The organism is Xanthomonas sp. AM6 (assembly GCF_025665335.1).
GTDB lineage: Bacteria > Pseudomonadota > Gammaproteobacteria > Xanthomonadales > Xanthomonadaceae > Xanthomonas_A.
Window position 1 is genome coordinate 1,071,614 of the sequence record NZ_CP106869.1, and the last position, 23,871, is coordinate 1,095,484.

Below are 23,871 nucleotides of genomic sequence, written 5' to 3' on the forward strand. Positions count from 1 at the left end.
GCGTCCATGACCGAACTTCCCACCGCCGACGACGTCAACCAAGCCAGCCAGCAGCTGGGCCTGGCCGCGTCGGCGGCCGAACTCCACGGCGCGTTGTGCGGCTGGCTGGCCGGCGGCGGCGCCGACCTGGCGGCCTGGCCGGCAGCGGTGCTGGCCGACGTCGGCATCGCCGCGCCGCGCCCTGGCGATGCGCTGGACCGGCTGCGCCAGGCCACCGCCGCGCAGCTGGAGGACCGCGATTTCGCCTTCGACCTGGTGCTGGCCGATGCCGGCGCGCCGCTGTCCGAGCGCGCCGACGGCCTGTTCGACTGGTGCCGTGGCTTTCTCGGCGGCTTCGGCCTGGCCGCCGGCGCCAAGCCGCCGCTGTCGGAAGAGGGCGAGGAAGCGCTGCAGGACCTGGCGCGGCTGGCGCAGGCCAGCGCTGAGGATTTCGACAGCGCCGACGAGGACGAGGACGCGCTGGCCGAGATCGAGGAATTCGTGCGCGTGGCGGCCTTGCTGCTGCACGGCGACTGCGTGCTCGGCCCGCGCCACCGGCAACGCCTGAACTGAGCGATGAAGCGACTCACCGGGATCGGCGCGGGCGAATATGCGCGCCGGCGCAGACACTTGATGGACATGGCCGGCGAGCACGCCATCCTGGTGCTGCCGAGCGCGCCGGAACGGGTGCGCAGCCACGACACCCACTACCCGTACCGGCAGGACTCGGACTTCTGGTACCTGTGCGGCTTCCCCGAGCCGGAGGCGGTGCTGGTGCTGGTGCCGGGCCGCAAGCACGGCGAGGCGCTGCTGTTCTGCCGCGAGCGCGATCCCGAGCGCGAGGCCTGGGACGGCCCGCGCGCCGGCCAGGAAGGCGCGGTCGAACGCTACGGCATGGACGATGCGTACCCGATCGAGGACCTGGACGAGATCCTGCCCGGGCTGCTGGAAGGGCGCTCGCGGGTGTACTACCACTTCGGCCGCGACGTGGACTTCGACCTCAAGCTGATCGGCTGGGTCAAGCGCGTGCGCGAGCAGGTGCGGCACGGCGCGCAGCCGCCGCACGAGTTCCTGGAGCTGGGCCACCTGCTGCACGAGCAGCGCCTGTTCAAGTCGCGCGACGAGGTCGCGCTGATGCAGGTGGCCGCCGACCTGAGCGTGGCCGGGCATCGCGCGGCGATGCGGCTGGCGCGCCCGGGCGTCCACGAGTACCAGCTGCAGGCCGAGATCGAACGCGAGTTCCGCGCCGGCGACGCCTGGCCGGCCTACGGCAGCATCGTCGGCAGCGGCGCCAACGCCTGCGTGCTGCACTACCGCGCCAACGCCGCGCGGCTGCGCGAAGGCGAACTGGTGCTGGTCGACGCCGGCGCCGAGTACCGCGGCTATGCCGCCGACATCACCCGCACCTTCCCGGTCGGCGGCCGCTTCAGCGCCGAGCAGCGCGCGCTGCACGACCTGGTCGGCGCCGCGCACGCCGCGGCACTGGCGCAGGCGCGGCCGGGCGTGGCCTACGAGGCCGGGCACCTGGCGGCGGTGCAGACCCTGACCGAGGGCCTGCTGCGGCTGGGACTGCTCAAGGGCAGCGTGGAGCAGAACCTGGCCAGCGGCGACTACCGGCGCTTCTACCGGCACAAGACCGGGCACTGGCTCGGCCTGGACGTGCACGACGTCGGCGACTACAAGCTGGCCGGCGAATCGCGCCTGCTGGAACCGGGCATGGTGTTCACCATCGAACCGGGCCTGTACGTCGCGCCCGACGACAAGGAGGTCGACGCCAGGTGGCGCGGCATCGGCATCCGCACCGAGGACGACGTGCTGATCACCGACGACGGCCACCGCGTGCTGACCGCCGCGCTGGCGCGCAGCGCCGAGGAGATCGAGGCGGAGATGGCTGCGCGCTGACCTCGCTTGCGCACTTGGCGTCCGCTGCGCACAGTGTGCAGGTACGGGGGAGGGAATGATCTTGAAGAACATGATGTCGGGATTGCTCGCGGCAGCGCTGTGGCTTGCGGCCAGCGCGGGCGCGGTGCCACAGGAGCACGATGCGGCGCCAGCGCCGGCCAGCGTGGCGGCCGTCGTTCCCAGCATGGCGCTGGCCGATCTGGAAACGCTATTGTCGGTCCGCTCCGTTCCTGCTGCCCGGGAGCAGTTGTTGGCGCAGTTGGTGGCACTGGCCCGCAACGGCGACGGCGCTTCGGCCTTTTACCTCGGCGTGCTCTACCGACACGGCGATGCGCATCCGGCGCATCTGGTGCAGCGCGACGACGATACCGCGCGCTACTGGCTGGAAACATGCCTCGGGATGGCGCGGTGTCCGTTGCTGGCGCTCGCCTCGCTGGCGGAGCTGGAACTGTCCGCGGGCAACCCCAAGCCGGCGATGCAGTGGGCGCAGGCCTGGATCGCACTGGATCGTGAGCTCACGGCGCGCGAACGCCAGGCCAGCGGCCGCACGCTTCGGCCCAGCCAGTTCAATCGCGATACCGCGTATCACGCCTATCTGCTGGAACGCTGCTACTCCGCCATGCCGTCGGGCGACCGCAACGCGATCGGTCTGGCCTGGTTCAACGAACTTCGGCTGCAGCGGGGCAAGGTGCTGGATCGCATGCTGTTCGCGCAGATCGACGCGCTGCAGGCGCAGGGCACGGACCAGAGCGCCGGGCTTGCGCCACGCGCCGAGAACCAGCGGCGCAAGACCGTGCGCGATAGCCCGATGGACTTGCCGGTCACCCCGGCGCTGACCCTGTTCCTGCTCCGCGGCAACCCCCAAGGCGGGCGCCCCGAGTCGTCGCTGGTGATCGAGGCATTGCCCTCGCCGAACGCGGCGCGCGGGCTCGAGGCGCTGGCGCGCGATTTCAAGACCGCGCCTTATCCTGCTGCGGCAGGGCAGCGGCGCTACGACACGGTGCCCATGAGCTTCAATCGCGGCCCCTATGCGTTGACCGGCAAGCAATGACCGCGGCGGTGAGGCCGAGCAGCGAACGTGCGGGTCTTGCGCTTGCTGTGTCAGACCGCCGGATAGCTGGCTTTCACGCGCCGCATCAGTTCAACGCTGGCATGTTGCTTCTTGCTGGCCCAGCAGAACCGCGCGGTCGCAATGGATGTGGCGTCCCCGCGCGCAAGCTGGCGTCGCTAGCGGCATCGCCGATTGGTCAGGCAGACGCAGCCTGGCGCCAGCGGTGCGCATCCATTGCCCGCTGGCAGCATCGAGGCACTGCGCCGCAGAGCCCGGGGAGGCGGGCAGGGGAAAGCCGGCCAGTCGCGGCGCGTCTGCGCTGACCGGCAAACAACACGTTGGCGGTCAGGCCGCCGCGGCGAACACCGGGCGGGTCAGGTTCTCCGGATCGCCGTCGGTGCACGCCACCTCGTCCTCGATGCGGATGCCACCGTAGGGCTTGAACTGCGCCACGCGCGCCCAGTCGATGCTGGAGGCGTGGCCGGCCTGTCTGGCTTCGTCCAGCAGCATGTCGATGAAGTACACGCCCGGTTCGATCGTCACCACCATGCCCGGTTCCAGCACGCGGGTCATGCGCAGGTAGGGATGGCCGGCGGGACGTTCGATGCGGCCGCCGCGGTCGCTGGCGGCGAAGCCGGCCACGTCGTGCACCTGCAGCCCGATCGGATGGCCCAGGCCGTGCGGGAAGAACGCGGCGCTGACGCCGGTGGCCAGCGCGGCTTCCGGCGACACGGTGAGCACGCCGAAGTCCTTGAGCACGCCCATCAGTGCCAGGTGCGCGTCGAGGTGCAGCTGCTTGTAGTCCACGCCGGCGCGCACGCTCTGGCCCATGCGGACCTGCGCGGCATCGACCGCGTCGATCAGCGCCTGGAACTCGCTGCCGGTGTCGGCGGCGTAGCTGCGGGTGATGTCGCTGGCGTAGCCGTGCGCGGAGGCGCCGGCGTCGATCAGGAAGCTGCGCAGCGGCGCCGGCGCCTGCCGCTGCAGTTCGGTGTAGTGCAGCACCGCGCCGTGCTCGTTGAGCGCAATGATGTTCCCGTACGGCAGGTCGTTGGCGTCCTGGCCCACCGCGCTGCAGTACGCCATGTGGATCTCGAATTCGCTGCGGCCGTCGCGGAACGCCGCTTCGGCGGCGCGGTGGCCGCGCACCGCCAGGTGCTGTGCCTGGCGCATGAGCGCCAGTTCGTAGGCGGTCTTGTAGGCGCGGTGGTACTCCAGGTACTGGACCACCGCCTCGGGATTGTTCGGCACGTACTCGCCCAGCGCGCTCTGCGCCTCGCCCAGGATCGCGCAGCGCGCCGCCGGCTTGGGCAGCAGCGCCAGCGCTTCTTCCGGGGTGCGGATGATGTGGATGTCGCAATGTTCCACCCACCAGCCGTTCGGCGCGGCCGGCACCACGTGCCAGTAGTCGTGCGGCTGGTGGAAGATCACCTGCGGGCGGCGTCCGGGCGTGTACACCAGCCAGCTGTTCGGCACCCGGGTCAGCGGCAGCCAGGCCTTGAACTGCGGGTTCACCGCATACGGATAGTCGCGGTCGTCGAAGACCTGGTAGTGCAGGCTGCCGCTGGGCACCACCAGGTGCTCGAAGCCGCCGCGCGCCAGCGCGGTGTCGGCGCGTTGCGCCAGCGTGCGCAGATGGTCGGCATACAGGGCGCTGGGGTCTGGCTGGTTCATGGCGGCGGCTCGGTCGGCAATGCGGAAAGCGGGCGCCAAGTTTGCCGCAAACCTCGCCGGGCCTGGTAACGCGATCGCGCGCGGTGCCACCGCGGTTCGTGTGGGAGCGACTTCAGTCGCGATCGGCTTTACCGGTAATGCCCGTCGCGACTGAAGTCGCTCCCACAGACATGCTGCTGGCGAAAGTGCTTTACCCGGCCGGCCCCGCATTGATCCACTGCCGCAGCAGTTCGCGATGCGCCGGCGAGATGGTCAGGAAGCGGAAGCCGGCCCAGGCCTGGCCCGGCGCGTGCGAGCGTTCGCTCCACAGCAGGTGCACGCCGACGTCGATCTGCGTGTCGTCGCCGAGCTGCGGCATCGCGAAGCGCAACTGGTACAGCGCGTCCTCGTGCAGCGGGGCGGACGCCAGCAGCAGCATGCCGCTCTCGGACAGGTTGCCGAGGCGGCCGATCACGGCGCCTTCCATCACGTCCAGCACCGGCACCATGTCCGGGACCTGCCGGCGCGGCGAGCGGCGGGCTTCGGCGATCATGCGTCCTCCAGGGGGCCGTTGGGCGCGGGCGCCCCGGCCAGGTTGCGCAGCGCGCGGACGGTGGCCTGCCAGGCGCGGTCGATCAGCCGCGCACGGTCTTCGGTGACGATCCGCGCCTGGCCCTGCGCCAGCAGCCGCGACAGCGCATCCAGCGAGTGCTCGGCGGTCTTGTGCCCGCGCTGGTTGACGAACAGCGCGCGATCGGTGACCGGGCTGTACCAGGACAGGCGCTGCCGTTTCAGGTCGCCCTGCTGGTTGGTGACGAATTCGAACCAGGTGCCGAACGGCAGGCTGCGCAGCCGCGCATACGCGGCCTGTTCGGTGTCGTTGCGCGGCGCCAGCACGGGACGCTCGTCCTCGCCCTGGTCGCCCAAGCGGGTGCGCGATTTCAGCCTGGCGCTGAGTTCGGTGCGCGAGGTCAGTTCGTCGCCGCCGCCCGGGGTGGACAGGCGCCGCGCGATCGCGGCGGCTTCGTCCTGGTGGTAGCCCACCTGCAGCAAGGCCTCGCGCACCTCGTCGGCCAAGTCCGGATCGGAGGCGCCGCCGCTGTCGCGGCAGGTGATCTCGGCGATGCACTGGGTCAGCTGCTGGCGCTCGCGCCAAGCGTCCGAGTCCTCGCCCTGGCGCAGCAGGGTCAGGGTCAGCACGTCGGACCAGGCCTGTTTCAGCAGCGCCTGCACGAACTTGGGCGGCTGCCAGGTGCGGCACAGCGCTTCCAGCGTGGCGCTGACCAGTTGCTTGGCCACCTCCAGCCGTTCCTTGCCGCGCGCGGCCTCGATATGCCGGCGCTCGGCGATCTCGGCCTTGTGCGCCAGCGCGCGGTATTGCGCCTGGATGTCCTGGTGGGCCTGTTCGAAGACCTGTTCGTCGCCTTCGTAGTCCTCGACCACCCGGTCCACGGTCTGGTTCAGCTTCACCAGCAGCTGCGGATCGGTGTCCTCCTCGCTGAGCCAGGTGGCGCCGGATTCGGCGACCGCGTTGAGCAGTTCGCGCGCTGGATGCTGGCTGCGCACGAAGAACGCCGGATCCTGCAGCGCCGCGCGCGCCAGCGGTACCTGCAGGCGTTCCAGCAGCGCGCTGGCCGGCGCCTCGCTGCGCACTTCGCGCTCGACCTCGGCGTAGAGCAGGCCGAGCAGTTCGAAGGTGTCGGTATCCTGCGGCGCCAGCGCGACCTGCGGGCCATGCTCGGCGCGCAGCGCCGCCAGCAGCGCCGCCTGCACGTCGCGCACCTGGCGGCGTCCGCGCAGTCCGGCCTGCGCGCTGTGCGCGGGCGGCTGCGCCTGCAGTTCGCCCAGCGCCTGCAGCAGCGAGGTGGTCGGCACGGCGGGCGGACGGGCGCTGGCCGATGTCGCGGGCGCGCCGTTCGCCGCGACGGCGCGCGGCGCGGCCGGCATGGCGGGACCGCCCGCGCCGGGTGCCGTCGCCGCGGCGGTCGCGCCGGGCAGGGCGGCGGCCGATGCGGCGTGGGCCGCGCCGGCGTGCCCCGGTGCCGCCGCACGGCCGCGTGCGATGGCGAGCAACTGGCGCAGCGTGGCCAGGTCGGTCGGCGCGCTGTCGGCCGCCTGCGCGGCCGGTGCACGGGCCGCAGTCGCGGCGGCGGGCACGGGGGCTGCTGCGGCGCCGCTGCGGGCGACAGGCGCGGTGCGGCCGGCGTGCCGGGCCCGGCGCCCGCATGGCCGGGACGCGCTTCGGGCCACCCCGTGGGCGCGGCCTGTCCCGACCAGGCGGTGGCCGGGCGGGCGGCGGCGGGGGACGGCCGCGGCGTGCCGCGTGCGCCGGCCGCCGGTTCCGCCGCCGGTCGCGCCACGTACGGCAGGTAGACCAGCCCGGGCAGCACCCCGGCATGGGTCAGCAGCACGTTGGCGCGTTCCACGAATTCGCCGTAGCGCGCCAGCACCTGGCGTTCGAAGGCGCGGTACAGGGTCAGTTGCGCGTCCAGCCCCAGCTGCAGTTCCTCGCCGGCCTCGCGCAGGATCCGGCACAGCAGGTGCGGGCCCAGCGGCACGTGTTCGGCCTCGAACGCCGGCCGCGCGGCGAGCACGCCGAAGCGCTGGCCGAGCAGTTGCAGCGGGGTGCTGGCACGCGCCGCCTCGCGGCGGGCGATCTCGTGCAGCACGATGTCGCGGTCGATGTCCACGTCGGCGACCAGGGTCAGCATCTGCATCGCCGCGTTGGCCTTCTCCTGCCGGCGCGGGCCGGCGGGGGACGGCGGCAGCCGCAGCGTGGCCAGCGCCGCTTCCAGCCGCGCCTTGAAGAACGGCGCGAAGCGTTCGCGGCGCGCGCGCAGGCCCTGCAGTTCCTGGTAGACGTTCTGTTGCAGGTGGCTGTTGCGCGCGCGCTCGGCCTGGTCGAACAGTTCGCGCTCCAGATCGGCCAGGGTCGACTCAAGCGGCGCGTCCAGATCCTGCCATAGCAAGGCTTTCAGCGAATCCAGGATGTCGCGCACGCGCGTGGGCAGGGCGGCGCCAGCGAGCGTGGCGGGGCTGGCCGACGGGGTAGCAGACAATGACATCCTGTGATCGCCGTTTACTTTTTCCGGGTCCGGTATGTAGCACGTTTCCGGCGGCGCAACCACGCCGGCGGGCGGCGCGGTGTTGTCAGGCCAGGAACAGCGCGACCACGTCGTTGGTGAAGCGCCGCCCCAGCTCGGTGGGGACGGCGTACCCGGCGTCCACCCGCAACCAGTCCCGGGCCTGCGCCTGGGCCAGCGCCGGCGCGATCGTCTCCGCCGCCAGGCCGGTGCGTGCGGCGAAGTCGCGCAGCGCGAAGCCCTGGTTCAGGCGCAGCGCATTGAGCATGTATTCGAACGGGCGCCGCTCGGCCGCGATCCACTCGTCGCCGCCGATCGCCGCCGGGGTGCCGGCGGCGGCCAGGAACGCCTGCGGATGCTTGGTCTTCCAGCGGCGCAGGATGCTCTGCTCGGCGCCGGAGCTGATCTTGCCGTGGGCGCCGGCGCCGATGCCCAGGTAGTCGCCGAACTTCCAGTAGTTGAGGTTGTGCGCGCACTGGTAGCCGTCGCGCGCGTAGGCGCTCACTTCGTACTGGGCGTAGCCGGCGGCGGCCAGCAGCGCCTGGCAGCGCTCCTGCATGTCCCAGGCGTCGTCGTCCTCGGGGATGCCCTGCGGCGGCCGCGCGGCGAACACGGTGTTCGGTTCCAGGGTCAGCTGGTAGTGGCTGATATGGGTCGGCTGCAGGGCCAGCGCGCGGGCGATGTCGGCCTCGGCCCCGGCCAGGGTCTGCTGCGGCAGCGCGTACATCAGGTCCAGGTTGAGGTTGGCGTAGCCGGCGTCCTGCGCCAGCTTGACCGCGCGCTCGGCGTCGGCGCTGTCGTGGATCCGGCCCAGGCGCTGCAGCGCGGCGTCGTCGAAGCTCTGGATGCCGAAGCTGAGCCGGTTGACCCCGGCCGCCAGGTAGCGGTCGAAGCGGCCGTGCTCGGCGGTGCCCGGGTTGGTCTCCAGGGTGATTTCCAGGTTCGGCGCGAAGCGCAGGCGCGCGCTGGCCGCCTGCAGGAAGCGGTCGATCGCCTCGGCCGGGAACAGGCTGGGGGTGCCGCCGCCGAAGAACACGGTCTGCACGGTGCGGCCCCAGACCAGCGGCAGGTCCTGGTCCAGGTCGCGGACCAGTGCGTCCACGTAGGCGTCGAACGGCAGCGCGCCCTTGGCCGCGTGCGAATTGAAATCGCAGTACGGGCATTTGCGCACGCACCAGGGCAGATGCACGTACAGCGACAGCGGGGGCGGGATCAGCGGCGGCATGCGGGCAGTGTAGGGCGAAGGGCCGGCGCGGCAGCGGCGGGGCGCGCCGGCTACCGGCCGTTGTTACAGCGAGGCCAGTTGCCGCTTCAGCAGCGCCAGCGCCTGGCCGCGGTGGCTGATCCGGTTCTTCAGCGCCAGCGGCATCTGCGCCGCGCTCTGGCCGTGTTCGGGATCGAAGAACACCGGGTCGTAGCCGTGGCCGCCGTCGCCGGCGCGCGCGTGCAGGATGCGCCCGTGCCAGCTGCCTTGCACCAGCAGCGGCTGCGGGTCTTCTGCGTGCCGCAGCAGCACCAGCACGCAGTGGAAGTGCGCGCTGCGCTGCGCGTCGGGGACGTCGCGCAGTTCGTGCAGCAGCTTGTCGATGTTGGCCGCGGCGTTGCCGTGTTCGCCGGCGTAGCGCGCCGAATACAGGCCGGGCGCGCCGCGCAGCGCGTCCACGCAGATGCCCGAGTCGTCGGCCAGCGCCGGCAGGCCGGTGAGCTGCGCGGCGTGGCGCGCCTTCAGCAGCGCGTTCTCGATGAAGGTCAGCCCGGTCTCGTCGGCGTCGCGCACGCCGAGCGCGGATTGCGCGACCAGTTCGATGCCACTGCCGTCGAGCAGCGCATGCAGTTCTTCCAGCTTGCCGGCGTTGCCGCTGGCCAGGACCAGTGTCTTCATTGCTTGGGTTCCAGCAGGTCCCACTTGGTGCCGTACAGGTCGCGGAACACCGCCACCGTGCCGTAGGGTTCCGCGCGCGGGGGTTCGAGGAACTCCACGCCCTGCGCCAGCATCGCGGCGTGGTCGCGGGCGAAGTCGTCGGTGTACAGGAAATGGTCCACGCGCCCGCCGGTCTGGTCGCCGATCCGCGCACGCTGGGCGGCGTCGCCGGGTTCGGCCAGCAGCAGCGCGGCATCGTCGCTGCCGCCCGGGCCGACCACCACCCAGCGCTTGCCGTCGCCGAGCGCCACGTCCTGCAGCAGGGCGAAGCCGAGCTTGCCGGTGTACCAGGCGATCGCCGCGTCGTAGTCGGCCACGACCAGCGTGGTCAGTGCGATCCGCCGCTTCACCGTGCCAGCGCCTCGCGCTGGGCGGCCAGCAGCTGGCCGATGCCGGTCTCGGCCAGCGCCAGCAGCGCGTCGAGCTCGTCGCGGCGGAACGCATGGCCCTCGGCGGTGCCCTGGATCTCGATGAAGCCGCCGCCGTCGTTCATCACCACGTTCATGTCGGTGTCGCAGTCGCTGTCCTCGGCGTAGTCCAGGTCCAGCACCGGGGTGCCGCGGTAGACGCCGACCGAGACCGCGGCGACCGCGCCCAGCACCACCGGCTTCTTCAGGTCGCCGCGCTTCTGCAGCCAGTTCACCGCGTCCATCAGCGCCACGTAGGCACCGGTGATCGCCGCGGTGCGGGTGCCGCCATCGGCCTGCAGCACGTCGCAGTCCAGGGTGATGGTGCGCTCGCCGAGCGCGTTGCGGTCCACGCAGGCGCGCAGCGCGCGGCCGATCAGGCGCTGGATCTCCAGCGTGCGCCCGCCCTGCTTGCCGCGCGCGGCCTCGCGGTCGGAGCGCGAATGGGTGGCGCGCGGCAGCATGCCGTACTCGGCGGTGACCCAGCCTTCGCCCTTGCCGCGCAGGAAGCCCGGCACGCGGTTCTCGACGCTGGCGGTGCACAGCACGCGGGTGTCGCCGAAGCTGACCAGCACCGAGCCTTCGGCGTGGCGGGTGAAGGCGCGTTCGATGCGCACCGGGCGCAGCTGATCGGCCGTGCGGCCACTGGGACGGGAAAAGGACATGGGATCGATCCGGAGGTGGCGTGGGGCCGGGCGCGGCGTGGGGCCGGGCCGGTGGGGCGCTAGGGTACCATTCGCGCTTTGCACGCACCGGAACACCGCATGATCCGCAGCATGACCGCCTTCGCCGGCGCCGAGCGCATCACTCCCTGGGGCACGCTGGGCTGCGAACTGCGCTCGGTCAACCACCGCTTCCTGGAAGTGGGCGTGCGCCTGCCGGAGGAACTGCGCGCGCTGGAGCCGCAGTTGCGCGAACGCCTGGCCGCGCGGATCAGCCGCGGCAAGCTGGACCTGATGCTGCGCCTGCGCGCGCCCGAGGCCAATGCGCAGTCGCTGGCGGTGAACGAGCCGCTGGTCGAGCAGCTGGCGGTGCTCGCGCAGCGGCTCGGCGCGCGCTTCCCGCAGCTGCAGGTGCAGTTCGCCGACCTGCTGCAACTGCCCGGCGTGCTGCAGGGGCAGGCGGTGGACCCGGCCGCGCTGCAGGCGCAGGCGCTGGATCTGCTGGACGACGTGGTGGCCGAGTTCGTCGCCGCGCGCGAGCGCGAGGGCGGCAAGCTGGCCGCGGCCATCGTCGAGCGGGTCGACGCGGTGGAGCGCATCGCCGGCGAGGTGAAGGAACTGATCCCGGCCATCCGCGAAGGCCAGCGCGCCAAGCTGGCCGCGCGCCTGGCCGACCTGCCGCATCCGGTCGATCCCGGCCGCGCCGAGCAGGAACTGGTGCTGTGGCTGCAGAAGCTCGACGTGGACGAGGAACTGGACCGGCTCGGCAGCCACATCAAGGAGATCCGCCGCGTGTTGCGCCAGCCCGAGCCGGCCGGCCGGCGCCTGGATTTCCTGTTGCAGGAATTCAACCGCGAGGCCAACACCCTGGGTTCCAAGTCGGTGGACAGCCGCACCTCCAACGCGGCGGTGGAGCTGAAGGTGCTGATCGACCAGATCCGCGAGCAGGTGCAGAACCTGGAGTAGCGCTCCGCGCACTTCGGTGCGGCGCGATCGAACCGGCGCGGCCGCGTCAGCGGTCGCGCAGAAAGAAGTCCACCGGCACCACCACCTGTACCGGGTCGCCTTCGATCTCCGGCGGCGGCGCCGGCAACGGGCTGGCGCGCTGCACCGTCGCCAGCGTCTCGCTGTCCAGCGCGTCGTGGCCGCTGCCCTGGACGATGCGGATCGCGCTGGCATGGCCGTGCCGGTCCACCGCGAACTGGACCTGTACCACGCCTTCCTGCCTGCGCCGTTGCGCCGGCCGCGGGTAGCGCTTGTAGCGCTGCAGATGGCCCAGCACCTGCGCCTGCCAGGTGGCGCGCAGCTGTTGCGCCGCGCCGGAGAGCGACTGCGCCGCGGCATAGCGGCTGGCCGGCGGCGCCGCCACGCTGGGCGGGGCGCTGGCCTGCGCGGTGCTGGCCGCTTGCGGTTGCTCCTGCGCCGGCGCCGACGGCTGCGGTGCTTCCGGGTCGGCATGCAGCGGTTGCGGCAGCGGGGGCGCCGGCAGCGGCGCGCGCACGCGCGGGGCCTGGCGCTGCTCCTGCCGCGGCGGGCCCGGCGGCAGATCGGTCGGTGGCGCCGGCGGCGCGGTCGGGGCCGGCGCCAGCTCCAGCATGAGCGCCTGCGCCGGAGCGACGGGCGGCGGCGCCCGATCGCGCGCCGGCCAGCACAGCAGCGCGGCGAGGAGCGCCGCATGCGCCGCCAGCACGCCACCCAGGCTGAGCAGCCAGCGGCGCAGCGCCCGCGCCTGCGGCCCCGCGCTCATCGATCGGCCGGCTCCAGCCCGACCAGCGCGACCTTCAAGTAGCCCGCGTCGCGCAGCGCGTCCATCGTCCGCATCAGCTCGCCGTAGGCCACCGCGCGGTCGGCGCGCAGGAAGATGCGCTGCGCGCGGTCGCCTTGGGTCAGCCGGTCCAGCGCCGGCTGCAGCGCATCGCGCTCGATCCGGGTGTCGCCGAGGCGCAGGCTCAGGTCCTTGCCCAGGGTCAGGTAGACCGGGTCGCGGTCCCTGGGCTGCGGCGCCGCGGTGCTGGCGGGCAGTTCCACCGGCACCTGCACCGTGGCCAGCGGCGCGGCGACCATGAAGACGATCAGCAGCACCAGCATCACGTCGATCAGTGGGGTGACGTTGATCGCGTGGTTCTCGTCCAGCGCATCGTCGTCGTCTCGGTCGGTGCGGATCGCCATGCCGGTGGCCTCACCGCATGCCGGCCAGGGGCGCGCCTTGCGACGCGGGCCTGGATGCCCGATCGCGGTCCAGGTCGCGCGACACCAGCTGCTGCACGCCGGCCGACAGATCGCCCAGTTGCTGGCGCAGGCCGCCCAGCGTGCGCGCGAAATGGTTGTAGACCACCACCGCCGGAATCGCGGCGACCAGGCCCAGCGCGGTCGCGAGCAATGCCTCGGCGATGCCGGGCGCGACCACCGCCAGGTTGGTGGTGTTGGCCCGGGCGATGCCGACGAAGCTGTTCATGATGCCCCACACGGTGCCGAACAGGCCGACGAACGGCGCGGTGGCGCCGATCGTGGCGAGCAGGCCGGTGCCCTTGCGCAGTTGTCGCGCATGGCCCAGTTCGATCCGTTCCAGGCGCGAGGCCAGCCGTTCCTTGATCCCGCCCGTGTCCTCCAGGCCGCTGGAAAGCTGCAGTTCGGCGCGGGCCTCGTGCAGCAGCAGCTGCGCCGCAGGCGCCGCCAGCGGCGGGCGGCGCTCGGCATCGGCCAGGTCCTGCGCTTGCGACAGCGCCGTGCGCGCGGCCTGCAGCGCCTGCCCGAGCCGCGCCAGTTCCCAGCTCTTGGCCACCAGCACCGTCCAAGTGGCGACCGAGGCGATGGCCAGGCCGACCATCACCGCCTGCACCACCACGTCGGCGTGCAGGAACATCTGCCAGGGCCCCAGGTCGGGCGGCAGCACGGAGGGCGGGGCGATGTCGGCATGCATGGGCGTCATCCAGCGGATCGGAACGAGGGCGGAAGTGTGTGTTTGCGTCATGGCGCGGGCGGGCGGCGCGCCCGGCAGCAGGCCGGCCGATTGCAGGCAGGACCAGCACCCGGGACCAGGCCGATGCCGCGGTCGCGCGGCCGCGTCGCGCGCGGCGGCATGCAGGTGCCGCAGCATCGGCCGGCGTGCGCGCTGGGCACCTGCCGTGCCAGCCACGGCGCCGTCAGGCGTGCCGAGGCAGCGTCCAACCCGGCGCCGCGCCGCCGCGCGCGGATCCCGCCCGTCATCACGGCGCTCCCTGCGCATCGGCGGCGTGGCGCGGTGCCGGACGCGACAGCACGTAGGCGGCGCTGCCGGCGAAGAACAGGCCCACGCCCACCGCCAGCTTCCAGCCCGGATGCGCGCCGCACCAGAACAGCGCGTAGCCCATGCCCATGCCGGCGCCGGCGAAGCACTTGCCGCGGCGCGTGATCGCGCCCTGTTCGCGCCACAGCCGCAAGGCGGCGCCGTAGCGGGGATGCTGCAGCAGCCATGCCTCCAGGCGCGGCGAGGAGCGCGAGAAGCACCACGCCGCCAGGATCAGGAAGATCGTGGTCGGCATCACCGGCAGCACCGCGCCGATCAGGCCCAGCGCAAGCATCAGCAGGCCCAGGCAGCGCCACGCGCCGCGGCTCAGCGCCATCGCCGGAACTCCTCGCGGCACGGCCTCATCGCGCGCCATCGGCAAGATAGGCGTCGACATGGGCGTACACACGATCGAACGCGGCGCACGCCGCATCGATCACCGCCTGCTCCTGCGCCGGATCCAGCGGCACGCTGTCGAGCGCGGCGGTGAACTGGCGCCAATGCCGCGCGCGCCCGTCGGGATGGCCGGCGAGATGGCGCGCACCGAACTGCTCGTGCAGTCCCAGTTTGGCGGCCAGCTTGGCCAGGATCGCCGCGCCCAGGCTGGACCCTTCGGCCACGTACAGCCAGCCCAGCGCGTTGACCTGCTTTTCGTAGTAGCGGCCGTCCGGCGCCGGCGCCGGGCGCATGGCGGGGACCGCCACGCCCAGGTCGGCCAGGTCGGCCACCATCTGCGGCAGGCGCCGCCGCTGCGCCAGTTCGGGCACCACGCTGGCCAGCACCGGGTTGCGGTACACGCTCTCCATGTCGCAGTGGAAGCAGTACTGCGCCTGCACGAAGCGCGTGTAGTTGGCGCGCGATGCGAACGGCTGCGCGGCCATGATGCGTTGGTCCAGGCGCGCGTGCGCGGCGTGGGTGGCGGCCTTCAGGCGCTGGCTGCGGGTGGCGTCGACGAGGGTCTGGTTCATGGCGCAGGCTCGATGGCGAAAGGGAAGGAAGGCGGCGCGCTTGGCACGGGCGCCGATCGCAACGACACTTGGGTCACAGCGTCCGCTCCAGCTTCAGACTGACCGTGTTCCTGTCGTAGCTGTACAGCCAGTCGACGTTGCTGCGGACATGGCTGCGGCGCAGCGCCAGCAGCGGCACGAAGCCGGCGACGGCCAGGCGCGGCGCGCGCAGGACCAGGCTGTAGCCCTGCTCGGCGTCGTCGCGCCGCGCACCGAGCACGGCGCTGAAGGCGCCGTAGTCGCGGCGTCGGTAGGAAGCGAACAGCGTGCCGCTGAAGCCATTCGGCCACTGCAGCGAGCCGCCCAGGCGAACGCCCTTCTGCAGGAAGGACTCCACCGGTTGCGTGGCGGCGCTGTCGGTCAGGTCGGCGCCGGCGAAGACGGTCCAGCGCGTGCCGAGACTGCGGAAATAGGTGGCGTACGCGCTGCGCACCACTCCGTCGTAGCTGCCGGCGTAGTCGCCGCGGCGATAGCGCACGTCCTTCCAGTCGCCTTCCAGCTTGAGCAGCGCGCGCGGCGAGAGCGTCCAGCTCCATTCCGCATGCGCGCCCCAGGCTCCGTACAGCGCGTCGTTGCCCAGTGCGTAGTATTCGAACGAGGGCGCCAGCGCCAGCGTGTGCCGTCCGCTGCGATAGCTGTAGCCGGCCTGGCTGGTCGAGGTCAGTTCGTTGTAGGCGCCGTTGTCGCGGTAGCCCTGGCCGAACAGCAGCGAGCGCAGGTACAGCCCGTGGTGCCCGCGCAGCGGCAGGCGCCGGTCGACGCTGGCATCGTAGTCGTAGCCGGCGGCGCCGATCGCGTCGGGCGTGCTGCGGCTGAAGAAGCAGCGTCCGTCCATCAGCAGCAGGCAGACCGAGCTGGCCGAGGTGCGATTGACGTTGTCGCTCCATGCCGGTCCCAGCGCGAACGCGCCGTTCCAGCCGCGGCGCCCGGCCAGGGCCCGACGGAAGCTGGCGACGCTGCCGCGCACGCCCTCGGTCTTGGGATCGCTGGCATCGATCGAGGCCTCGATCGCCGCGAACGCCTGCTCGGCCTCGCGATCCTGCTGGTCCTCGAACAGTACCCGCGCCAGTTCCAGCCGGCCCGGCAGGAAGTCCGGTCGCAGCGCCAGCACTGCCCGGTACTCGCGTTCGGCCTCGCGGTAGCGGCCGCCGTTGCGCGCCACCGCGCCCTGCGCGTAGTGGATCAGCAGCGGATCGCGATCGGCCAGGGTCAGGTATTCCTGCAGGAAACGCTGCACCGCCGGCCATTGCCGGTTCTGCAGCGACAGGTACAGCGCGCGGCCGACGTCGTTGGCGGTGTGCGCGACGATGTAGGACTTGCCGTCGACGCTGATGGTCGGTCGCTCGGCGTCCGCTTCGTCCTTGAGCAGCGCGCGCTCGCGCTCGGCCGCCTGGCCCTGGCTGCGTTGGTCCAGCATGCGCCGCATGTCGTCCTGCGACTGCGCCGGCACGCAGGCGCAAACGGCCATGGCCATGCATCCCAGCAGGAACGCCGTGGTGCGCGGACGCCGCCGCGCAGAAGGAATGGAATGCATCGATGCGCCGTGGAAATGAGGGAAGCAGGACTGGCTTGGCCTTGGCTTGTCCTGCGTGAAGTGGCTCGGAGGAACGCGAGCCGGGGAAGCGCTTGCGGTTACTGCTTGGCGCCGCCGAACGCGGTGTCGTAGGCGACGCCGGCGAAATCGGCGATGCCCGCCAGCGCGGTCTGGTTGGCGTAGAACTGGCCGGAGACCGCGCCGTTGGACGCCACCAGGGTGCCCGACTGCCGCGCCGTGGCGTTGCTGCCGGAGATGCTGGCGTTGCCGTTGATGGTGGCCGTGCCGATGTTGACCGCGAAGCCGGCGCCGTTCTGGATCGAGCCGGTCAGCCTGGCGGTGCCGAAGTTGGCGCTGAAGGTGCCGGTCAGCTGGTTGCCGGCGCTGTAGTTGTTGAGGCCGACCACGCTGTAGCTGGCCGTGCCCGAGGTCGGGACGCTGCTATCGGGCTTGTCGCCGATGAAGTACACCGTGTGCGTGCCCAGCCCGTCGGTGGTGTCCTTGCGCGAGTACCACTCGCCGAACCACACGTCCTGGCTGCCCACCTGGGCGAAGGCGAACACGCCCAGGTTGTCGTGGCTGCTCGGCGCGCCGCTGTAGGGGAAGTTCAGCACCTTCACCGAGCCGACGCCGCCGTAGGTGGCCAGCCCCTTGAAATCCACCGGATTGTTCAGCCCGGTCGAGTTCACCGCGATGCCGGCGAATCCGGCCTGGTGCGGCCCGCCGTTGACCGTGGATTCGCCGACCTTGACGTAGGCCTCGTTGCTCGATTTGCCGACGAACGGAGCGGCGTGCGCGCTGCCCAGCATGCCGGCCACGGCCAGGCCCAGGACGGCGGCGATGCGTGTGTTTTTCGTGTTCATGCGATGTATCCCTATGGTTGGATTGGAACGACGAGGACGTCCGTGTCCGGAACAGGCCACACTCCTTGATGCGTCCGGGCTCAGAACCTCCCGGTCAAACTGAGTTTCAGCGTCCGTCCCGGCGCCGCCACGGTCGAGCGCGTGGCGGGGTCGACGTAGTAGCGGTCGGTGAGGTTGGTGGCGGTCAGCTCCACGTCCAGGTTCTCGCGCAGCCGGTAGCGGGCGTAGGCATCCAGCAGCAGCGTCCTGCCCCAGGAGAAGGGAACGTTGAAGGTGTAGACCAGCCGCCCGTCCTGGTTCTGGATCGAGTTTTCGCGGAACCATTCCAGGTCCGGGTTCCGGTACTGCCGGTAGTACGTGACCCGGCTGCCCAGCTCCAGGCGCCGCTGCAGCAGGCGCGTTCCCAGCGACCACGTCGCCGACAGCTCCGGCGTGCTCTGGGTCAACAGGTAGCCGCCGACGAATCCGTAGTCGACGCAGGTCGGCACGATCTGGCCGCTGCCGATGACGTAGCCGTTGGTGCTGGACAGCAGCGCCGCGGTGGTCTCGTCGCAGACCTCGTTCTCCAGGCTGTAGTTGACGCCCAGGTCGGTGAACAGCCGTCCGTCGTCGTAGCGGCCCTGCAACTCGAGGCCGCGGATGGTCTGCTTTTCGATGTTGTCGAACTTGAAGCCGGGATCGCGTTCGATCACGTCGCGCGTCTTGTTGACGTAGTAGGCCAGCTTGACGTCGGCGCTCGCGTCGGCGCCGAGCAGCGGGCTCAGGTCGTGGACGTAGGCCAGCTCCCAGTTGTAGGCATGCTCGGGCCGCACGCCCCAGGGGTTGAGCGAGGCGGAGAACGCCACCGTGCTCTCGAACATGCTGGGATAGCGCAGGGTCTCGCCGTAGCGGAAATAGACGCGGCTGTAGTCGCCGAAATTCACCGTGGCCGAGAGGAACGGCACCCAGCCATGGTCCTTGCGCTTGCGCGCCGTGGCGTCGAGGGTCTCGGTCACGGCGCTGGCCAGGCAGGTCTGGCCCGCCGTTCCGGGCAGGCCGTCCAGCGAGCCGTTGAGGCAGGCGTTGCCGGCCTTGGTGTAGTCGCCGTTGGCATCCGGTCGCCACGGCACCCGGTGCTGCACCTGGTAGCTGCTAGGCACGTTCTGCAGCAGGGCGGCGGCGATCTCGTCGTACTCCTGCCGGGTGATGATCTCCAGTTCCAGCAGTTCCAGGTTGCCGGCGAGCTGGTCGGCGATCAGCGCCTCGCGCTGCTGCTGGGTATAGGTTTCGGTCGTGCGGTAGCTGATCTCGTAGCCGGTCACCACGGACTGCCTGATCTGGCCGGCGTGCGCGTCCAGGAAGTCGTCGAAGGCCCAGTACGAGGCGTAGCGCGCACCGGCAGTGAGGGTCAGGAAGTCGAACGGCCGCCATTCGAAGTTGAAATGGGCCTGCCATTCCTCGCGCCGGCCGGCGCGCGGGTACATGCGCCAGCCGTCGCTGACGCCGAAATAGGCATCGTCCGAGCGCAGCGTCTCGTGCTGGATGTTGCCGCCCAGGGTCAGGTCGAGGCGATCGGCGAGGCGGATCCTGTTGCTCAGGGTGATGCCGTTGCGCGCGTTGCGCGCATTGGCGAGCGCGGTGTTCTTCAGCAGCGGGGCGTCGATGCCCTGCGCGTAGTTCGGAAAGCCGCCGGCGGTGTAGGTGTCGCTGACCGTCTGGGTACGCCACAGGTTGGCGTGCAGATCGATCCAGCGGCTGTCCGCCGGTTGCCACTGGTACTCCAGGTTCCACGCCTTCGCATCGACCCGGCTCGACGGCCACTGGATGGCGGCGCGGTCCTCCGACTCGATGATGCGCGATGGCATCACCTCGCCGTAGTGCGACAGGCTGTCGCGGTAGCCCAGCTGCAGCGCCTGTTCGTCGGTGGGGCGCCAGCTGGCCTTGAACAGCCAGGATTCCATCTGGCTCGACGTGTTGGTCACCTCGTTGCCGGGCAGCCAGTAGTTGGCCATCGACAGGATGTAGTCGTCGGCGGAAGAGCTTCTCGACTTGCTGTAGTAGCCGGCGCCGCGCTTGCCGGCGTAGTAGTTGCCGCGTTCGCGATAGGCATAGGCGGCCAGCAGGTCGAGGCTTTCGGCCGGCCGCCAGCCCAGCGCGAGCCGGTAGGCGTAGTCGTCGCCGTCGAGGACGTTGTAGCCTCCGCCTCCGCTGCGCGGCGTCACCAGCAGGGTGCGATCGGTGTAGGGGATGTTCGGCGTGGCCTGCGGGAAGCCCTCGACCGTGCGGTAGTCCTCGCCGGTGTGCAGGGTCGGCAGCCGCGGCGAGGTCGCGTTGCTGCTGCCTTCGAGCCTGAATTCGCCGCCGAAGCGCCGGCCGGGCTCGACGACGTCGTCCACGTCCAGGGTGTCGACGACCATCGCGCCGCCGATGCCGGTGGCGACGTCGCGGGTCAGCGAAGGGCCCTTGAGGATCCGGATGCCGCCGATCAGGAACGGGTCGATGTAGTTGCGGTTGCTGGCGCCGTTGTAGCCGCGCCAGACCGTCAGCGCCTGCTCGGTGCCGTCGATCGTCACCGGCACGCGGCCGGGGCCCTGGATGCCGCGGACGTTGAGGTCCAGCGCGCCGCTGTTGCGGGCGTCGCCGCTGAACACGCCGGCCACGCCGTTGAGCAGGTCCGATGGCGTCGCGCCCTTGTAGCGTTCGACCTCGGTGCGGCCGATGTAGGAACTGGACAGGTCCAGGTCGTAGACGTCGTCGTGACCCTGCGCATCGCGCGCGCTGCCGGTGGCGGTGCCGCGCGCGGCACCGGCCACGCGCAAGGTGTCGGTGACGATCGCCGGCTCGCGTCCGGCCTGGGCAGAGCGATGCGCGGCGGTCTCCAGGGTGACCGCATTGGCGCCGGTCCGCCGCGGCACCAGGCCGCTGCCCTGCAGCAGCTGCTGCAGGGCCTGCTCGGCGCTGTAGTCGCCCTTCACCGCGGGAGCGACCAGGCCGTAGGGTTCCTGCCGGCTGTACAGCACCTGCAATCCGGTCTGTGCGGACAGTTTCACCAGCGCGTCGGGCAGCGGCTGGGCGTCCAGGTCGATGGCGTAGCGCGCTGGCTGCGCGCCGACCGCGGGGATCGGCGACTGCGCATGCGCAAGGCCGGCGATGCCGAACAGGGTCGCCGCGAGGGCGCTGGAGAGCAGGGTGCGGCGGGCGCGTGAGCGGCCCTGGCGCAGGGCGGTGGCGATGGACATGGATTCGGGTATCGGGAAGAAGGTATGCGATGCGAACGAAAATCATTACGTTCTTCCTGTTGACACGGGTTCGGCCTGGCCGACTACCCAGTCCAGTCGCGGACGATGTGCCGCTGCGCCGCTTTTGTTTACGTTTTGTTCATTTTTTCTGCGGCACCGGCGCCGGCCGGTACACGAAGGTCGCCCATCCCAGGTGCACCGCGTCCAGCTGCAGGCTGTCCAGCAGCACCTGCAGGCCGGCGTCCGGGTCGGCGATGTTGAACGCGCCGGAGACCGGAAGGGCGCCTACGTCGCCGCGCAACCGGATCACGCCGTGGCGGTAGCGCGAGAGCTCGCGGACCACCTGCGACAACGGCGTGTTGTAGAAGACCAGCTGTTGCCGCCGCCATGCGGCCACCGCGAACGGATCGACCCCGGTTTCGCGGCGCACGGTGCTTCCGGCCAGCCACGCGCTCTGCCCGGCGCCGAGCACCGTGCCGGTTGCGCCGGCCGGCGCGCGGACGGCGACGCGGCCTTCCACCACGCTCACCCGGGCAGCGCCGTCGTCGAGATGGACATTGAACGCGGTGCCGAGCACGCGCGCGCTGCCGCCGACGCTGTCCACGACGAACGGGCGGCGTGGATCGTGCGCGACCTGGAAGAAGGCTTCGCCGCGCAGCAGCCGCACCGCGCGCGTGCCTTCGCGCATGCGCACCGCGATGGCGCTGTCGGTGTTGAGGGTGACCACGCTGCCGTCCTCCAGCTGCAGCCGCCGCATCGCGCCGACCTCGGTGTAGGCATCGCTGCGCAAACGGTCCAGGCCGCCGGCGCCCAGCCAGGTGCCGGCGCCGATCGCCAGGACGAGCGCGGCGGCCACCGCCTGCCAGCGCCGTGGCGGTCGGCGCGGGCGCCGCTGCGTAACCGCCGGCGCGACCGCCGCGACCGCCGCAGGCGGCGATGGCGCCGGCTGCCGCGGAGCGATGCCGAGTTCGTCGCCGACCTCGGCGGCGGGACGCTGCAGCATGCCCAGCAGCGCACGCGCCGCCGCTACCGCCTGCGCGCGCGCGTCCGGGGCGGCGGCCAGCCAGTCCCGGTACCGCCGCAAGGTGTCCGCATCGCGGGGCGCTTCGTCCAGGCGCAGGATCCAGCGGACGGCTTGGTCGAACAGGTCGTCGTCGACGGGGGAGTTGTCGGGCATCGTCTGCCTATCCGCTAAGGAATGGGGTTGTCGTCCGCGGCGAAGGGAAGCCGCGGGCCACTGAGGAGCATGACGGGTCCAGCGCTGCCGATCCCGTAGCCGCGCTAGATGTCCCGGCCGGCCTCCTGCAGCCGCCGCCGGCAGTGGGCGAGCGCGACGGCGATGTGCTTTTCCACGGTGCGCGGCGAGATGCCCAGCTGCGCGGCGATCTGCGCCATGCTCAGGTTGCGGCCGCGGAACAGGACGAAGACGCGCCGCGCCTGCGCGGGCAGGTCGCGGATCGCCTGCAGCAGCACCGCGTATTCCTGCTGGCCCAGGGTCGTCTCGTAGGGCGAGGGCCAGGGGCTGGGAACCTCGTCCTGCGGGTCCGCGGCGGCGGCGAAGCGGTTGCGCGACGCGGCCAGCCGATGCCGGTCCACCGCGACATTGTCGACCACCCGGCGCAGATAGGTCAGCGGGTCGCGGACGCTGTGCTGGCCGGGCTCGCCGCCGGCGCCGGCGCGCGATGCCAGGCGGATCCAGGCATCGTGCACGATGTCGCCCGCCGCGCCGGCGTACTTGCGCGTCGCATAGCGGTGCAGTTCCGCGTAGCTGCTTTCCAGTTCGTCCGCCAGCGAGACGGGCGTGGCGGGGGTGGGAGGAGTGGACATGGCATCCGTCCAGGACCACGGGGAGGACAGCAGTGTAGTGCGGATGAGAGTTATTCTCAATTAAGCCGGGCGCTCGGCGCGATCCGTCCTGCGCGGCCTGCGGGCGGACGTCGTGCGCTTTCCGTTGCCGGGCGCCGCATCGGATCCGGCGCAGCGCTCGCCGATCCGCGCCGTCGCCAGCGGCCGACGGACGTGCTGGCGATGCGGTAGGCGCGTCGATCGTTCAGGAAAAGCGTTTGCTGATCATGGCGTTAAGCCCGGCGGCCGGGGCCGGCGGCAAGCGCGCGCGCCGCTGCGCGGCAGGCATCGGGACACCCTGTCGCTTGCGGTCGCGGCTGGGGCTGGTATCGTGCGCCGCCCGACTTCAATCGACGGCGAGACCTGAGCGATGCGCGGCACTCTCTACATCGTTGCGGCGCCCTCCGGCGCCGGCAAGAGCAGCATCGTCAACGCCACCCTGGCGCGCGATCCGCAGATCGCCCTGTCGATCTCGTTCACCTCGCGCGCGCCGCGGCCGGGCGAGCGCCACGCCGAGCACTACCACTTCGTGTCCGCCGACGCGTTCCAGGGCATGATCGATGCCGGCGACTTCTTCGAGTACGCCCGCGTCCACGGCGACTGGAAGGGCACCGCGCGGCAATCGGTGGAGCCGCAGCTGGCCGCCGGCCGCGACGTGCTGCTGGAGATCGACTGGCAGGGTGCGCGCCAGGTGCGGGCCAAGGTGCCCGATGCGGTCAGCGTGTTCATCCTGCCGCCGTCGCGGGCGGCGCTGGAGCAGCGCATGCGCAAGCGCGGCCAGGACAGCGAGGCGGTGATCGCGCAGCGGCTGGCCGCCGCGCGCGAGGAGATGTCGCATTACGCCGACTTCGACTACGTGATCGTCAACGAGGACTTCGACACCGCGGTGGACGAGATGTGCGCGATCTTCGTCGCCAGCCGCCTGCGCCGGCTGCCGCAGCAGCAGCGCCACGCCGCGCTGATCGCGGCGCTGCTCGAGCCGGATCAGCCAACTGGCTGATTCCAAAGGAAACCGGATGCTGGCGGGTTGATTTCGGCCGGCGCGCGGCCTACAATCGCCGCCCTTTCCCTCATTCGAGCGCGCGGCCGTCGCCGGCCCGCCGGGAGCCCGCATGGCCCGCATCACCGTAGAAGATTGCCTGGAAGTCGTTAACAACCGTTTCGAGCTGGTCATGATGGCGTCCAAGCGCGCCCGCCAGCTGGCCAACGGCGTGCAGGCCACGCTCGACAACACCGAATCGGCCGACAAGCCGACGGTGCTGGCGCTGCGCGAGATCGCCGCGCGCAAGATCGACAATGCGCTGATCGACGAAGTCGAGAAGGCCGAACGCGAGCGCGCCGAGCGCGAAGCGCTGGAGTGGGCTGCGGCCGAGGTCGTCGCCGACGAGGACATGTCCAAGAACGACGACTGATCTCGTCCACGTAAGGCCATGGTTCGCCGAACAGCCCGCATCCGCGGGCTGTTTCGCTTTGGCGGGTTT

23 protein-coding genes and 1 pseudogene are annotated in these 23,871 nt (G+C 71.5%); 6 read left to right on the plus strand and 18 right to left on the minus strand.

Features of this window, described 5'->3' with window-relative positions:
• Positions 1-6 precede the first annotated feature (6 nt).
• From OCJ37_RS04420 to OCJ37_RS04430, 3 genes are read left to right on the plus strand one after another with little or no spacing between them, the layout of a single operon-like run.
• Complete coding sequence (locus OCJ37_RS04420) at positions 7-552, plus strand: YecA/YgfB family protein (RefSeq protein WP_263112485.1); 546 nt, start codon at positions 7-9, stop codon at positions 550-552.
• A 3-nt stretch (positions 553-555) separates the two neighbouring features.
• Entirely contained in the window at positions 556-1,881 is a 1,326-nt protein-coding gene (locus OCJ37_RS04425) for an aminopeptidase P N-terminal domain-containing protein (protein WP_263112486.1), read from the plus strand.
• Between the two features lie 55 nt (positions 1,882-1,936).
• Positions 1,937-2,932 (plus strand): hypothetical protein, encoded by a 996-nt coding sequence (locus OCJ37_RS04430; protein WP_263112487.1) that lies wholly within the window; start codon positions 1,937-1,939, stop codon positions 2,930-2,932.
• A gap of 345 nt (positions 2,933-3,277) precedes the next feature.
• Here the strand turns inward: OCJ37_RS04430 and pepQ are convergent, their stop codons facing one another.
• The 8 genes and pseudogenes from pepQ to rph form a co-directional block, all read right to left on the minus strand.
• Positions 3,278-4,606, minus strand: a complete 1,329-nt coding sequence (pepQ, locus tag OCJ37_RS04435) for a Xaa-Pro dipeptidase (protein WP_263112488.1) — start codon at positions 4,604-4,606, stop codon at positions 3,278-3,280.
• Between the two features lie 190 nt (positions 4,607-4,796).
• Complete coding sequence (locus OCJ37_RS04440; RefSeq protein WP_263112489.1) at positions 4,797-5,138, minus strand: PilZ domain-containing protein; 342 nt, start codon at positions 5,136-5,138, stop codon at positions 4,797-4,799.
• On the minus strand, positions 5,135-6,835 hold the full coding sequence (locus tag OCJ37_RS04445; RefSeq protein ID WP_263112490.1) for a DUF1631 domain-containing protein: 1,701 nt from the start codon (positions 6,833-6,835) through the stop codon (positions 5,135-5,137). Before OCJ37_RS04445 ends, OCJ37_RS04440 begins: the two co-directional genes overlap by 4 nt.
• 68 nt (positions 6,836-6,903) lie before the next feature.
• Positions 6,904-7,650, minus strand: a pseudogene (locus OCJ37_RS04450) (DUF1631 family protein); the annotation flags it as partial.
• 85 nt (positions 7,651-7,735) lie between these two features.
• Positions 7,736-8,893 (minus strand): radical SAM family heme chaperone HemW, encoded by a 1,158-nt coding sequence (gene hemW / locus OCJ37_RS04455; protein ID WP_263112491.1) that lies wholly within the window; start codon positions 8,891-8,893, stop codon positions 7,736-7,738.
• 63 nt (positions 8,894-8,956) lie between these two features.
• On the minus strand, positions 8,957-9,550 hold the full coding sequence (gene rdgB / locus OCJ37_RS04460; protein WP_263112492.1) for an RdgB/HAM1 family non-canonical purine NTP pyrophosphatase: 594 nt from the start codon (positions 9,548-9,550) through the stop codon (positions 8,957-8,959).
• Positions 9,547-9,939 (minus strand): VOC family protein, encoded by a 393-nt coding sequence (locus OCJ37_RS04465; protein WP_263112493.1) that lies wholly within the window; start codon positions 9,937-9,939, stop codon positions 9,547-9,549. Before OCJ37_RS04465 ends, rdgB begins: the two co-directional genes overlap by 4 nt.
• On the minus strand, positions 9,936-10,661 hold the full coding sequence (rph, locus tag OCJ37_RS04470) for a ribonuclease PH (RefSeq protein ID WP_046981340.1): 726 nt from the start codon (positions 10,659-10,661) through the stop codon (positions 9,936-9,938). The genes OCJ37_RS04465 and rph overlap by 4 nt, the downstream gene beginning before the upstream one ends.
• Positions 10,662-10,760: 99 nt before the next feature.
• On the opposite strand from rph, the gene OCJ37_RS04475 reads away from it, so the two are divergent.
• The gene (locus OCJ37_RS04475) at positions 10,761-11,624 is read left to right on the plus strand and encodes a YicC/YloC family endoribonuclease (protein WP_263112494.1); all 864 of its coding nucleotides are present in this window, start codon (positions 10,761-10,763) and stop codon (positions 11,622-11,624) included.
• A 46-nt stretch (positions 11,625-11,670) separates the two neighbouring features.
• Here OCJ37_RS04475 and OCJ37_RS04480 read toward each other — a convergent pair whose 3' ends face one another.
• The 10 genes from OCJ37_RS04480 to OCJ37_RS04525 all read right to left on the minus strand — a co-directional run bounded on the left by OCJ37_RS04480 (position 11,671) and on the right by OCJ37_RS04525 (position 22,372).
• Positions 11,671-12,405, minus strand: a complete 735-nt coding sequence (locus tag OCJ37_RS04480) for an energy transducer TonB (protein ID WP_263112495.1) — start codon at positions 12,403-12,405, stop codon at positions 11,671-11,673.
• Entirely contained in the window at positions 12,402-12,827 is a 426-nt protein-coding gene (gene exbD / locus OCJ37_RS04485; protein ID WP_263112496.1) for a TonB system transport protein ExbD, read from the minus strand. Before exbD ends, OCJ37_RS04480 begins: the two co-directional genes overlap by 4 nt.
• 10 nt (positions 12,828-12,837) lie before the next feature.
• The gene (gene exbB, locus OCJ37_RS04490) at positions 12,838-13,587 is read right to left on the minus strand and encodes a tonB-system energizer ExbB (RefSeq protein WP_263112497.1); all 750 of its coding nucleotides are present in this window, start codon (positions 13,585-13,587) and stop codon (positions 12,838-12,840) included.
• A gap of 277 nt (positions 13,588-13,864) precedes the next feature.
• Positions 13,865-14,260, minus strand: coding sequence for a YbaN family protein (locus tag OCJ37_RS04495; protein ID WP_263112498.1), 396 nt, complete (start codon positions 14,258-14,260; stop codon positions 13,865-13,867).
• Positions 14,261-14,285: 25 nt separating this feature from the next.
• Positions 14,286-14,891, minus strand: coding sequence for a biliverdin-producing heme oxygenase (locus tag OCJ37_RS04500; RefSeq protein ID WP_263112499.1), 606 nt, complete (start codon positions 14,889-14,891; stop codon positions 14,286-14,288).
• 73 nt (positions 14,892-14,964) lie between these two features.
• Complete coding sequence (locus OCJ37_RS04505; RefSeq protein WP_263112500.1) at positions 14,965-16,398, minus strand: surface lipoprotein assembly modifier; 1,434 nt, start codon at positions 16,396-16,398, stop codon at positions 14,965-14,967.
• Between the two features lie 164 nt (positions 16,399-16,562).
• Complete coding sequence (locus OCJ37_RS04510) at positions 16,563-17,327, minus strand: Slam-dependent surface lipoprotein (protein ID WP_263112501.1); 765 nt, start codon at positions 17,325-17,327, stop codon at positions 16,563-16,565.
• 80 nt (positions 17,328-17,407) lie between these two features.
• Entirely contained in the window at positions 17,408-20,545 is a 3,138-nt protein-coding gene (locus tag OCJ37_RS04515) for a TonB-dependent receptor (RefSeq protein ID WP_263112502.1), read from the minus strand.
• Positions 20,546-20,684: 139 nt separating this feature from the next.
• Complete coding sequence (locus OCJ37_RS04520) at positions 20,685-21,722, minus strand: FecR family protein (RefSeq protein WP_263112503.1); 1,038 nt, start codon at positions 21,720-21,722, stop codon at positions 20,685-20,687.
• A 104-nt stretch (positions 21,723-21,826) separates the two neighbouring features.
• The gene (locus tag OCJ37_RS04525) at positions 21,827-22,372 is read right to left on the minus strand and encodes an RNA polymerase sigma factor (RefSeq protein ID WP_263112504.1); all 546 of its coding nucleotides are present in this window, start codon (positions 22,370-22,372) and stop codon (positions 21,827-21,829) included.
• 388 nt (positions 22,373-22,760) lie between these two features.
• Here OCJ37_RS04525 and gmk point away from each other — a divergent pair, with 388 nt between their 5' ends.
• Both gmk and rpoZ read left to right on the plus strand, forming a co-directional pair.
• A complete protein-coding gene (gene gmk / locus OCJ37_RS04530) occupies positions 22,761-23,390 on the plus strand; it encodes a guanylate kinase (protein ID WP_263112505.1) in 630 nt (209 codons plus the stop codon).
• Between the two features lie 112 nt (positions 23,391-23,502).
• Positions 23,503-23,802, plus strand: a complete 300-nt coding sequence (gene rpoZ / locus OCJ37_RS04535) for a DNA-directed RNA polymerase subunit omega (RefSeq protein WP_010343101.1) — start codon at positions 23,503-23,505, stop codon at positions 23,800-23,802.
• Positions 23,803-23,871 lie beyond the last annotated feature (69 nt).